This is a genomic window from Marinobacter sp. 1-4A (assembly GCF_016597725.1).
Lineage (GTDB): Bacteria > Pseudomonadota > Gammaproteobacteria > Pseudomonadales > Oleiphilaceae > Marinobacter.
In genome coordinates, this window is record NZ_VCGY01000010.1 from 61,556 (window position 1) to 73,890 (window position 12,335).

Consider the following 12,335-nt stretch of genomic DNA (forward strand, 5'->3'; position numbering starts at 1 on the left):
ATATCATCTGTTTGGGTTGCGGTTATGACATTATTGCATAAGGCGAATGGCGGTGACACACAGCTTTTAGTAGCTTGTATGAATCACTTCTGTCTGAATGAGAAAACACCTCTGCAGCCAGAACTGCCACTGGTTATAATGGCGTACCTTTAATCATCCCAGAGAACCCTATGCCAATCGAAAAGAATCAAGTCGTTTTGTTTCACTATAGTGTCAGCGATGAACAGGGCAAGGTTGTTGAAAGTTCCCGCGGCGGCGAGCCAAATGCTTACCTGCATGGCCATGGAGGCATCATCCGAGGTTTGGAAGAAGCTCTGGAAGGCCGAGAGGCTGGCGATACGTTCAGCGTTACCGTCACCCCAGACAAAGCCTACGGCCCACGCAAGGCTGATGCAGTGCAACGCGTGCCAGTGAAGCATTTAATGGGTGCGAAACGCTGGAAGCCGGGCATGATCGCGCAGGTAAAAACCGAGCAGGGGCCGCGCCATGTGAGTGTGGTTAAGGTTGGCTTAAAGTTTGCGGATGTTGATACTAATCACCCGATGGCCGGTAAAACCTTAACCTTTGATGTCGAAATCATTGAAGTACGCGCTGCCGACCCAGAAGAGATCTCGCACGGCCACGCGCATGGACCCGGTGGGCACCACTGACGTATGAGGGGGCTGTTGTGGCGTAGTCATCGATGGGCTTTCGACTACAGCAGTTTCTTGATTGACATACCACAGCAAAGGAAATGCGGATGACTCTAGGTTGGGTAGTTGCAGGTAGCGTTGGTCAGTTTCTTCTAGCTTATATGCTGTTTCTATTGGCGGTGTTCGGGTTTAGTGCTGTTGGGGCCTCTCACCGCCCTACGCCATATGATTCTTCTGTGTTGGACTCGGCTTTTTATTCATTACCGGCAAGCTGTATTGTGAGTGCTGTTGTTGTAATTGGGCTGTATCGCGCGGGTGCGGGCAAGCTTGCGTACCTTTGGTATGTGGCACCGATTTTGTTGTTTTCTGGCTATTTGTTATACATCAAGCTGTTTATCGAACGGGAAGCTTAAGGGTACTGAGCTTTGAAAAACGTCTGTTCTGAAGAAGCTTTATCCGAACTGCTAGAGTCCAGCGCTGCAGTGCTTCTCCTCTTCGGCGGAGCCCACTGCGGCGTCTGTCAGGCCATTAAGCCCCAACTTGAAAAGCTAGCCAGTGAGGAATATCCGAGATTGGTAACAGTCTATATTGATTGCCAGAAAGCCGCCGCCCCACTATGCGCGGCTCGCGGTATATTCTCTCTGCCTGTTGTTCAGCTTTGGTTTGGTGGGCAACGATTCACAGAGTTCGCTAGAGTCTTTTCCATCAGCGACGTGCGCGCTGCGTTGGAGCGGCCTTATCGGCTTTTGGAGTGACAACTTAAGCTGAGGCCATTCTCACCCAACCAGTGATTGGGCTCAAACCTCAACCTTAAAAGCTAGCATATCAGCTGCGGGCATTGGCCTCGCGTAGAAAAATCCCTGGGCCAAGTCGCACCCCCGTTCGCTCACTATGCGATCTTGTTCCAACGTTTCTACACCTTCAACAAGCACTGCCAACCCAAGGCGGTGGCCAACTGTGATGATGGCCTCCATGATGGCCATATCGCAGTCATTCTCCATAGCATGGTGCAGAAATGCTCTGTCAATTTTAAGGCTGCAGATCGGGAGTTTTCGGAGGTACACCAGAGATGAATAGCCGGTGCCGAAATCGTCAATGGAAATATGCACGCCCGCCTGTTTTAATGCTTCCAATTGCCTGATTTGCCCGTCGTCTCCACCAATAACTTCATTTTCAGTAAGCTCTATACCCAACTGAGAAGGGTGTAGGTGATATTTCTGCAGGCTAGAGAGAATATGTTCTGCCAGATGCGGTTTGGCTAACTGTTTGCCTGACAAATTAATGTCGACCCGAAGGGTTTCGAGTTTGGTGCCTTGCCAGGCCCGTAGCTGCCTACAAGCCTCTTCAATTACCCAGTCCCCGATATCGTTAATCAGCCCTGACTTTTCTGCTATCGGGATAAATTCAGCAGGAGATATGGGGTCAAAGTTCTTATCAAAACATCTTAATAGCGCCTCACAGGAACGCACTTTCCGGGATTTTAGGTCAATTTGCGGTTGATAATAGAGTTGTAGGCCATTGGTTGCTAACGCGTTGCGTAGCAGTGTGGTCACCTCTTGATAATGGAATAATTGGTCATTGATGTCCGAGGTGTAAAAACAGATGCTGTTTCTACCGTTGTCTTTCGCCTGATACATTGCGGCATCTGCGTTCCCCATCAATTCGGTTACGGTGGTGCCATTGTCCGGGAATAGGCTGACACCAAAGCTCGCTGTTACAGGGTAACAAATACTGTTCATTACAAAACCCTGATCAAGTACGCCAATTAGCCGCTGAAGAAGTTCGTTTATACCTGAAAAATCATTGAAGTCAGTGAGCAACAAAACAAACTCATCTCCACCAAATCTGCTTAAAAAATCACAGGTTCGAATGTCTTTTTTCAAGCCTTCTGCAACTAGTTGCAGTAACTCATCGCCATGGTGATGTCCGAGGGTGTCGTTGATCAGTTTGAAGTTGTCCAGATCAATAAATACGACCGCCAAATCGCTTTGAGACCCTCGTTCTGCTTTGGCAATTCTCGTAGATAGCTCGCTTTCGAGCATTCGTCGGTTGGGCAATTGGGTTAAATCGTCAAAATTAGCCATCTGGCTGAGTTTTTCATTCGCCTTTTTCTGCTCCTCCAAACTGATATCAATACAGAACATTTCGCACTCGCCCGTGTTCTTTTTGATCATTACGTGGCTGGAGTAAACGGGAACAAGGTGGCCGTGTTTATGTTGCAGTTCAATTTCTTCAGCGGAGATGCTGACATTGTTCGTCAACCAGTTTTGGTGTGCGGTGATCAGGCTGTCACGCATATTGTCTGGAATAATCAGGTCTTCCAGCAATTGGCCATGCGCCTCTTCCCGGGTGTATCCGTAAAGACGTCTACTGGCTTCGTTCCAATATATAACCTGTCGATCTTTGTTATACCCCTGAACCGCAACCATTGGCAGGCTTTCAATCAGCTCGTGGAATTTTTGTCCACTTTCTCCACTATCAGGTGACATGCCTGCTTGGTGATTGTCTGATGAAAACGGCATATTCGTATCGTTGGTTTTTGACATTCCCTATCCCCTGAACACCTCGCCCCAAAACCTTAGAGCAAGAAGTCTATGCTTGGAGTGTACATGTCAGTGTAGAAGGTATTTTTATGATCGCCCAGCAAGCCCGAGCATAAGTTTTACGCTCAAGAGTTCTGGCCGGATCTTCTCGGGTGAGAATCTGGTGCGTGTATTCGCAACCTTTAGTATGATCGCTCTCTACACCGAAACCGATTAAACACTGCACCATGCCTCTTCCTTTCAAGCTGCGCCCATACCAGCAAGAAGCCGTCGATGCCACATTGAGGCACTTTCGCAAGACGGATGAGTCTGCGGTGATTGTGTTGCCGACTGGTGCAGGTAAAAGCTTGGTCATTGCCGAGTTGGCCCGTCTTGCGCGGCGCAAAATTCTGGTGTTAACCCACGTTAAAGAGCTGGTCGAGCAGAATCATGCGAAATACCAGAGCTATGGGTTAACGGCCAGCGTTTTTTCCGCCGGATTGAAGCGCAAGGAAAACCAGCATCAGGTGACTTTCGCCAGTGTTCAGTCCGTATCCGCCAACCTGGATCGGTTTAGGCACGCATATTCGCTGCTCATCATCGATGAGTGTCATCGGGTTAGTGGTGATGAAAGCAGTCAGTATCAAAGAATTATCGAGCTCATGCGGCAACAGAATGACTCCCTCAAAGTGCTCGGCCTAACCGCCACGCCCTACCGTTTGGCTATGGGCTGGATTTATCGCTATCACTACCGGGGCTTTGTTCGCGGCTCTGATGACGATCAGGATAAGCCCTTTGTGCATTGCATCTACGAACTGCCATTGAGTTATATGATCAACCGGGGGTATCTCACAAAGCCCGAGTTGGTCGATGCAGCTGTCGCGCAATACGATTTCTCCGCGCTACCTCGGAATCAGTTTGGTGAATACGCGGAAAAAGATGTAAACCAACTGTTGAGCAAGTATCCGCGTGTAACCCGAGCCATTATTGAGCAGATAATGAAGCTGGCGGTTGACCGCAAGGGGGTGATGATTTTTGCGGCAACGGTGGAACATGCAAAGGAGATCAACGGCTATTTGCCGGAACACCAAACCGCCTTGATTACAGGCGCCACTGATCAGAGTGAGCGGGATTCGTTGATTCAGCGGTTTAAACAGGGGGAGCTAAAGTACCTGGTGAATGTGTCGGTACTCACCACGGGCTTTGATGCGCCCCATGTGGATTTTATTGCCATTCTGCGCCCAACCCAGTCGGTGAGCCTGTATCAGCAAATTGTGGGGCGTGGCCTTCGCTTGGATGCAGGTAAGCAGGATTGTCTAGTGATTGATTACGCGGGAAATAACGTGAATCTGCATCACCCTGAGGTGGGTGAGAAGAAGCCAAACCCGGATAGCGAGCCGGTGCAGGTATTTTGTCCAGTCTGTGGGTTTGCCAATATCTTTTGGGGCAAAACCGATGACGAAGGGCAGGTGGTTGAACACCACGGTCGCCGTTGTCAGGGCATTTTGGAACTTGCTGTAGGCAATGAGCTGACTGAGCGGGACGGGCGCCCCGAACAGTGCGATTACCGCTTTCGTTTCAAAGAGTGCCCCCACTGCAATGCCGAGAATGATATTGCCGCCCGCATGTGTCATCAGTGTAATAAGGCTATTATCGACCCGGATGATCAGCTAAGAGATGCCCTGAAATTGAAGGATGCCATGGTAATCCGCTGCGCAGGAATTACTGTTGGTGCCAGTGGCAACAAACTGAAGGTCACCTATCACAGCGAAGACGGTGAAGAGCTAAATGAGTCGTTTGATTTCAGCAAACTGGGGCAGCGTAAAGTGTTCAATAGGCTGTTTGGGCGGCGTTTTGCCAACAGCCAGACTCCTCAGGAGTTCGGCCGAGTTGAAGAGGTGCTTGAGGTTCAGGCCTTGTTGTCAGCGCCGGACTTTGTGATTGCTCGGAAGCAAAAACATTATTGGCAAGTACAGGAGCGGATTTTTGATTATCAGGGCAGCTATCGCAAGGCATATGAAACGTAAGCGCTGTTGAGTATTAAGCTTGCTCAAAAGCGCTCTCCAACAGGTAAAACTAAGTGGTTAAAGGGTTAAAGAAGGCCATACATTCAATCGTTGTTTTTTCGCTGTTTATGATTGCTGCAAGTACCGTTCATGCAGAGATTTATAAATGGGTCGATGGTGACGGAAAAGTTCACTTCAGCGACCGAAAAGACCACAAGGTTGAACAGCAGATTGTTAACGTGAAGCCCGGCGTGTCGAAGTGGTCGCGATTTAAAATCGATATTAATGCCGTTGACGTAGAGCTTACCGATGAGGAAAACCAGCAGATTGTTGACGGCACGAACAATGTCTACGAGTTTTTCGATCGTGTGATGTCCTTTGACATGTACCGGACGGTGCCCGTCAACATCATGATCTTTAAGGGAAGGACAGAATATCGGAATTACCTGATCCGCAATAATCGAGGTAAGGCGGTTGCGTCTTATGGCTTGTATATACCTTCCGAAAATCAAATCGTCGTCTATATGCAGAAGAACAGAAGGCTTACCTTTAGAACGATTAAGCATGAGGTGAGTCACGCAATCATCGATACCATTGTTCCTTACGCGCCAGCTTGGTTAAACGAAGGCCTTGCCGAGCAGATGGAGATGCTGGAGCGCGACGGATCGGGCCTGTATTTCGAACGACATCGGGAAAATCAATGGGTGGTCGCTCAAGCCCGTGAACTGGGCCGATTGAACGGAATCGACCAGTTTTTGAAACTATCCAGCGATAAATGGCTGCATTCTGACGCGTCTGGGAAAGGGAGCTTAAGAGCCCAGGCTGGCCAGTTCATTTACTTCCTGCTCTCCAAACCGACCAGTCGCAACTTCTTGGTGCGGCTAATGCACAATTTTAATAGAGGGGATCGCACGCTGTCGTATTATCTTGTTGATGACAATTACATCGGTGGTGTCTCCATGTTGAGTTTGGATTGGGGGCGTTGGTTGCATGGCCAAGGTAGGGAGAGTATCAGGCTGTAGTTTGGCTGTTACTTTATTGGCTTTGAGCGTGCATGGGCTTGCCTCGGTGGCGTAGAGTGAAAGCATCTTTTAAACCCTCAGGACGATCCTGTTTATGTTAAGCACATTTAGCTTGGTAACCCCAACTGAGATCCTGTTCGGGCGGGGAGTGGTAGCTCAACTGAACGAACGGGCAGCAAAGCTGGGTAGGCGCGTACTGATTGTGCACGGTAAAAATCCAAGCCGGCTTTCCGGGGTGTTCGAGTCACTCAAGGGTGTTGATATTGCCCAGACCTTGTCCGTTGAGAAAGAGCCAGACTTGAAGGCGCTGATTGCTGCCATTAATCAAGGTAAATCGTTGGGCATTGATCTGGTGCTCGGTATTGGCGGTGGCTCTGTTATGGATTCAGCTAAGGTGCTTGCAGCCATGCTGCCAAGCCAGACGGATTTGATGAGTCATTTGGAGGTTGTAGGTAGTGGCTTGCCATTGTCAACGAAGCGCTTGCCGCTAGTTCTAGTGCCAACCACCTCGGGCACAGGGGCGGAAGTGACTCGAAATGCGGTTATCGATGTGGTGGAAGCACAGCGCAAGGTCAGTCTCCGAGATAACCAATTACTTCCTGATTTAGCCTTGGTAGATCCAGCACTCACTGATAACTGCCCCCGAGAGGTCAGCTTGCATTCTGGGCTGGATGCCGTAACTCAGGTTATAGAGCCTTACCTCTCGTCGCGCTCAAACCTATTCACGGATATGTTGTGTAAAGAAGCTATTCCCAAAGGCCTCCATGCTTTAAAACAATTGATGGCGGAAGAATCCACAGAGGTGCGTGACGCTCTAGCTCAGGTGAGCCTATTTGGTGGGCTCGCGCTTGCGAACTCGGGGCTGGGTGTTGTGCATGGTATTGCCGGGCCGCTGGGCGGTTTGTGTGGTGCGTCCCACGGAGCGATATGCGGTGCTTTGTTGCCGGCGGGCATAGCTGCAAACCGTGATAATGTGGTCGATGCGAATCAAAAGGCCCGTGTTGATCAGGTGATTGGCTGGATTGCTGAGGTGTTTGAAACATGCTCTGATCAGGCTCTGCCGCAGTTCCGTGAATGGATTGCACAAAATGGCCTACCCGGGCTCGCTTCGATTGGGGTCACGGAAGATCACATTGCTTTAGCTTCGCAGGCAGCTGCGAGCTCTTCTTCGATGAAGGCGAACCCGGTTGTATTGTCGACAGCCACGATAGAAAACATTATGCGCCAATCGTTTTGATTAAACGTCGCCGCCCCAGAGGCCTGAAATGATTAAGCCAACCGAGGCCCGGCAGCGGGCGATACTTAAGCGGCTGGATAAGTTCAGCCGGTTTACCGACAACAGCATTAGTATTCCCTTTACGCCATTTAAAATTGGCGCAGAGGCCGTTATCGGCCTGTTGCCGGTTGTAGGCGACGCTGTAGGGCTGGTACTGGCGAGTTATGTGTTGATTGAAGCTCAGCGCGCGGGAGCCAGCAAGAAGGTAAAGCTGCGCATGTTGCGCAACATGGGCGTCGATTTTCTCGGTGGCCTGATTCCCGTAGTGGGGGATGCTTTTGATGCTGTTTTTAAGGCCAATATTCGCAATACGCGATTACTGAGAAACTACTTGGAAGAGCAGCTCGCCGATGAACCACCCCCGCCACCCTTTCCGTGGAAGGTTCTAATCGGGCTATCCATCTTTTTTGGGGTTGTTACTGCTGGCGTGATGTTTGTTTTTTGAGGTCTCCAAGGGAGCGGCGCTCAAGGCTCGTCTAAGTCCAGCGCCAGCAGCTCTTGCAGCATGCTATAGCTTAGCCCCCAAATGCAGTAGCCCTGATACCGGCAGCATGGAAGCGTTAATGTTCCAAGGGGCGTGCGCCATGGAATTTTGCCTTGATTCTCTTTGGCTGCAAGGTAGTCGAGAGAAATCCACACCATCTGTTGTACTTCGTGGTTTGGCAATACTGTTTCCGGCCCTTGCCACTCGTAAACATAGGGGGTTACTACCATCGGTCGCCAGCGGCTGTGTTGGCGGGTAATAAGGTCTGACAGCCTGAGCTGGAAGCGGCCATGGCTCATCAGGTCGACGCCGGTTTCTTCGAGGGTTTCTCTTACTGCGGCAGCGCGCGGTGTGGCATCCTCTGATTGCATGCGACCGCCTGGAAAGGCCATATCGCCAGACCAGGGGTCTCCTTCTCGGCGCGCCCGCTGGATGAACAACAGCTCCACCCCGTTGTTTTCAGTTTCTCGATAAATCAATGCCACGGAAGCACGGGCTAGGCGCCGCCGGAAAGGGAGCTTTTGGGGGCGTATCGTCAGCGATTTACGATTAGCTCGCCCACGACTCTTCCTGCCCCTGAGTGCCTTCAATCTAATCAAGGTTTATCCATTCAGCTAGCTGGCGCCCAAAGACCTTGCAGCTGACCTAGCAGTGCGGACCCAACTCCTTGATCGCCCAAAAAGCCCATCACAATCGGCACAAACTGTTGGATCATGGCGCTATCCATTCCCAAAGCTGAGAATGCGGACTGCACTCCGTCCATGGATGAGATGTTGGATAGCAGGGTTGACCCCATGCTGTTATCGGCACCCAGCAAACCAGAAAGGCCAGGAGCTTTGGATTTTACCGTGTTCATCGAATCTGCGCCCAGCTGGCTCTTTGCTAGTTGTAGTAAAGCACCGGTACCGCCCGCTGCTTGAGTTTCGGTTACGCCGAGGTCGTTCTCAAGCTGTCCTAAAAGTTGCTGGGCTTCGCCACTGACCTCTGTTGCTGAAGAGAGCGCTTGTGTGCCACTGGCGATGGCTTCATCAAGATTAAACGCGCCAGCGGTAGGGGCTAGAAGGTAAATGCTTGAGACAAAAAGGAACTTCTTGAGAATCTCGTTCATTGTCATGTCCTGAGGTGTGGGGCTAAATATTTTTCTATATATTGGGGGCGTGAGGCAAAATTAAAGTGTCGCACTCTTAGATAGATTAATTTTCTGACTCCGAGGCAAGCAGATCATTAATCCCCCGGGCAAAGGCCACTGGCGAATCTTCTTGCAAGAAGTGGCCGCCTTTCAGAGTTGCGTGCGGCTGGCCCTTGGCGCCCGGAATTCGTTTTTGCATATAGGCGGCACCGCCACGAGTGATTGGATCGCCATTACTGAATAGCGTGAGAAACGGTTTGTTCCAGCGTTCCAGAACCGCCCATGCCTCGCGGTTGGCCTCACTCGCTGGGTCATCTGGGCGCACAGGCACTAAACGCGGAAACGCACGGGCGCCAGCTTTGTGTTTTTTGCTCGGAAAGGGGGCGTCGTAAGCTCGCAGCTCGTCAGGCCCCAGTTTGCGGAATGATCCAGCGTTGATAATTCGGGCAATGGGGAACCAGGGGCTGTGTAACGCAAAGTTTTTCCAGATATTGAAAGCGGGTGGCGTTTTTTGGTCTCCGGTGGGTAGCATCCCGTTACCGACCACAATGGCACGAAAGCGCTCTGGGTTTTCGGCAGCGAGCCGCAAGCCCAGTAGTGAGCCCCAGTCCTGACATACAAGTGTCATGTTGTTCAGTTCGAGCTTGTCGATGAACTGCTGCATCCACCCCATATGTTGTTGATAGCTGTAATCTTCCGCAGCGGTGGGTTTGTCAGACTTGCCAAAGCCGATAAGGTCCGGCGCAATCACTCGATGGCCAGCCGCCGCGCATATGGGGATCATATGGCGATAGAGGTAAGACCAAGAGGGCTCACCGTGTAGCATGAGTATCGGGCTGGCATCGGCTGGCCCTTCATCCACATAGTGCATCCGTAGGTTATCAATATCTTCATAATGCGGCTTGAAGGGGTAGTCTAGTAACCGCTCAAAACGTGCGTCGGGGGTTCTGACGAAATCCATATTTGTTGCCTTGTTGTTCAGTACTGTGTGGGGCCGACTTTCCTCTAGATCTACCCTTGTGCATCATGCAAACTTACCGCCCTTAATCCATAGAGTAGGAGACAGATAATGTCTGAACTAACACTCAAAGAGCAACTGACCAGCGCGGTAAAAGACGCGATGCGCAGTAAGGATAAACTCCGTCTTGTCACTTTGCGCATGGCTCAGGCGGCCATTAAGCAGATCGAGATTGACGAGCGTCGCGAGCTGAGTGATGAGGATGTCCTGAAAGTATTGGATAAAATGCTCAAGCAGCGTCGCGATGCTGCCACTCAATACGATGATGCCGGTCGTGAAGAGTTGGGCGACAAAGAGCGAGCGGAAATGGTGATTATTGAAGAATTCATGCCTGCCGCTCTTACAGAGGACGATCTGGATAGCCTGATTCGTATGGCGCTTAGTTCAACCGGCGCCAAGGGAATGCAGGACATGGGGAATGTGATGAATGAACTGCGCCCCCAAGTGCTTGGCCGTGTTGATATGGGGCATCTTAGCAAGAAGGTGCGCGCTGCGTTGGCGGGCTGATTGTCGTTTTAAGTAGAAACCTTAATGGGAGGCGCTGGCCTCCCGTTTTCATTTCAAATAGATAGTAAGCTCTCACGCGAAATCGTATTCTCCGCCCTTTTCAAGCGCTTGTTGGTATGTAGGTCTGGCGTGTACCCGTTTTACCCAGGCTGTGATGTTAGGCCGGTTCTTGCCTACGATACCGCGAGCCACTGAGGCTTCTAGCGGAAAGCTCATCTGTATATCCGCAGCGCTGAGTTTGTCTCCAAGAAACCAAGTGTTTTTTGCCAAATGGGACTCAACAAAGTCTAAGTGTGTTTTGATCATGGGGCCGATAAACACGTCATTGGTTTTATCGGCAATGCCTTTCGCCACGGGCTTGATAAAAAACGGCATCGGGCTGGTTTTCACCTTTTCAAACACTAACCGCATTACCAACGGTGGCATCAAAGAACCTTCTGCGTAGTGCAGCCAGTAGGTGTAATCCAGCCAAGCCTGACCGCCAGCCTCCGGCAGCATCGTATCTTTGCCGTAGGTGTGGGCAAGGTATTCGATGATAGCGCCAGACTCTGCCACCACCAGATCACCATCCGTGATCACGGGTGATTTGCCCAATGGGTGTATTTTTTTAAGACTTGCAGGTGCGAGCATGGTTTTGGCGTCACGCTCGTAATGCTGAATCTCGTAGGGCACACCTAGCTCTTCCAGCATCCAGAGAACACGTTGTGAGCGAGAATTGTTGAGGTGATGAACTGTAATCATGCAGAAGCTCCGTTCGCATAAAAAAATGAGTAGGGTTATAGAGTAGTCTGCAAATCACTTTTTGGTTCACTGCGATTGTGATTTAAGTCGTCAGCTCCGATGACGGCGGTCGAAAACATGACTTTTCAAGTCTTTGATAATCTCTGGCACCTTGAGAGGCAGAAGTTTTTTGGCGGCTTTGAAAAGATACATAATAACGTTTGCCCGTTTGTACCAGAGCACACGTTGAATCTTCTTCATCATGGGGTGATAGCCTTCCATGTATAGCTCATTCACAGACTTTGCGTTGTTGGTGAGGCTATACCGGCTTAAATCCAACGGCACCACAATATCTGCGTTTTTTAGCTGCTTGCGGGTATTAAAATCGATGGCGATGTTGATGGCATTGCTGATGACATCAAATGTATCTTCTGGTTTTTGGTATCGGCTTACATGGCTCAAATCAACGGCTACAGTGATGCCCGCGCCCATTTGGGCCAATGGAGAAATTGGAACATTTTCAACCAGTCCGCCATCTACCAGAATCCGGCCACCCACCTCCACCGGTACAAACAAGCCGGGTACTGCCATGGATGCGCACACAGCGTCTGCAAGATTCCCTTCCCTAAATATCAGTTGCTCGCCGGTTTCGATATCTGTGGCGCAAATGGCCAGAGGAATGCTGGCATCTTCAATTCGGCAATCCCCCAGATCTCGGTGAATCGTGTCCCGAATGGCCTGCGTGCTGAACAGGCCGCCACGCTCCAAAGTAAAGTTGAGAATCTTGGATAGATTTAGAGCGGAACCAATGGAAAGGATAGAGTCCACCGGGCGGCCGAAAGCGTAATAACTGGCGACCAATGCCCCTACGCTGGTGCCCGAAATGCAGTGAATCCGTATCTGCTCTTCCTCAAACGCCTTCAAAACACCTATGTGAGCAATGCCTTTGGCTGCACCGCCCCCAAGGGCTAGACCAATACGGGTATTAAAGGGGTTGAGCTTCATGCATAACAGCCTGT

The 12,335-nt window shown here is 50.6% G+C and carries 14 protein-coding genes; 8 read left to right on the top strand and 6 right to left on the bottom strand.

What is annotated here, in order from left to right; all coding sequences use genetic code 11:
* Positions 1–170 precede the first annotated feature (170 nt).
* The 3 genes from FE845_RS16915 (at position 171) to FE845_RS16925 (ending at position 1,387) form a co-directional block, all read left to right on the top strand.
* Positions 171–650: an FKBP-type peptidyl-prolyl cis-trans isomerase gene (locus tag FE845_RS16915; protein WP_200367313.1), complete on the top strand. Its 480-nt coding sequence runs from the start codon at positions 171–173 to the stop codon at positions 648–650.
* An 89-nt stretch (positions 651–739) separates the two neighbouring features.
* Entirely contained in the window at positions 740–1,045 is a 306-nt protein-coding gene (locus tag FE845_RS16920; RefSeq protein WP_200367315.1) for a hypothetical protein, read from the top strand.
* 12 nt (positions 1,046–1,057) lie between these two features.
* Positions 1,058–1,387 carry a thioredoxin family protein gene (locus FE845_RS16925; RefSeq protein WP_200367317.1) on the top strand — a complete coding sequence of 110 codons (330 nt, stop codon included), beginning with the start codon at positions 1,058–1,060 and terminating at the stop codon, positions 1,385–1,387.
* Positions 1,388–1,429: 42 nt separating this feature from the next.
* Here FE845_RS16925 and FE845_RS16930 read toward each other — a convergent pair whose 3' ends face one another.
* The gene (locus FE845_RS16930; RefSeq protein WP_227714462.1) at positions 1,430–3,178 is read right to left on the bottom strand and encodes a putative bifunctional diguanylate cyclase/phosphodiesterase; all 1,749 of its coding nucleotides are present in this window, start codon (positions 3,176–3,178) and stop codon (positions 1,430–1,432) included.
* A 224-nt stretch (positions 3,179–3,402) separates the two neighbouring features.
* Between FE845_RS16930 and FE845_RS16935 the strand changes: the two genes are divergently transcribed.
* The 4 genes from FE845_RS16935 (at position 3,403) to FE845_RS16950 (ending at position 7,903) form a co-directional block, all read left to right on the top strand.
* Positions 3,403–5,181, top strand: coding sequence for a DEAD/DEAH box helicase (locus tag FE845_RS16935; protein ID WP_200367320.1), 1,779 nt, complete (start codon positions 3,403–3,405; stop codon positions 5,179–5,181).
* Positions 5,182–5,234: 53 nt separating this feature from the next.
* Complete coding sequence (locus FE845_RS16940) at positions 5,235–6,182, top strand: DUF4124 domain-containing protein (protein WP_320159702.1); 948 nt, start codon at positions 5,235–5,237, stop codon at positions 6,180–6,182.
* Positions 6,183–6,276: 94 nt separating this feature from the next.
* The gene (locus tag FE845_RS16945) at positions 6,277–7,419 is read left to right on the top strand and encodes an iron-containing alcohol dehydrogenase (RefSeq protein WP_200367322.1); all 1,143 of its coding nucleotides are present in this window, start codon (positions 6,277–6,279) and stop codon (positions 7,417–7,419) included.
* A gap of 28 nt (positions 7,420–7,447) precedes the next feature.
* Complete coding sequence (locus FE845_RS16950; RefSeq protein ID WP_200367324.1) at positions 7,448–7,903, top strand: DUF4112 domain-containing protein; 456 nt, start codon at positions 7,448–7,450, stop codon at positions 7,901–7,903.
* 20 nt (positions 7,904–7,923) lie between these two features.
* On the opposite strand, the gene FE845_RS16955 is transcribed toward FE845_RS16950, so the two are convergent.
* The 3 genes from FE845_RS16955 to FE845_RS16965 form a co-directional block, all read right to left on the bottom strand.
* Positions 7,924–8,427: a CoA pyrophosphatase gene (locus tag FE845_RS16955; protein WP_320159703.1), complete on the bottom strand. Its 504-nt coding sequence runs from the start codon at positions 8,425–8,427 to the stop codon at positions 7,924–7,926.
* Between the two features lie 125 nt (positions 8,428–8,552).
* Positions 8,553–9,050 carry a DUF2780 domain-containing protein gene (locus FE845_RS16960; RefSeq protein WP_200367326.1) on the bottom strand — a complete coding sequence of 166 codons (498 nt, stop codon included), beginning with the start codon at positions 9,048–9,050 and terminating at the stop codon, positions 8,553–8,555.
* Between the two features lie 85 nt (positions 9,051–9,135).
* The gene (locus FE845_RS16965) at positions 9,136–10,032 is read right to left on the bottom strand and encodes a haloalkane dehalogenase (protein ID WP_200367328.1); all 897 of its coding nucleotides are present in this window, start codon (positions 10,030–10,032) and stop codon (positions 9,136–9,138) included.
* A 108-nt stretch (positions 10,033–10,140) separates the two neighbouring features.
* Between FE845_RS16965 and FE845_RS16970 the strand changes: the two genes are divergently transcribed.
* A complete protein-coding gene (locus FE845_RS16970; RefSeq protein ID WP_200367331.1) occupies positions 10,141–10,596 on the top strand; it encodes a GatB/YqeY domain-containing protein in 456 nt (151 codons plus the stop codon).
* Positions 10,597–10,668: 72 nt separating this feature from the next.
* Here FE845_RS16970 and FE845_RS16975 read toward each other — a convergent pair whose 3' ends face one another.
* Together FE845_RS16975 and FE845_RS16980 are read right to left on the bottom strand one after the other, a co-directional pair.
* A complete protein-coding gene (locus tag FE845_RS16975) occupies positions 10,669–11,337 on the bottom strand; it encodes a glutathione S-transferase family protein (protein WP_200367333.1) in 669 nt (222 codons plus the stop codon).
* 90 nt (positions 11,338–11,427) lie between these two features.
* On the bottom strand, positions 11,428–12,321 hold the full coding sequence (locus FE845_RS16980) for a patatin-like phospholipase family protein (RefSeq protein WP_200367335.1): 894 nt from the start codon (positions 12,319–12,321) through the stop codon (positions 11,428–11,430).
* Positions 12,322–12,335: the final 14 nt, after the last annotated feature.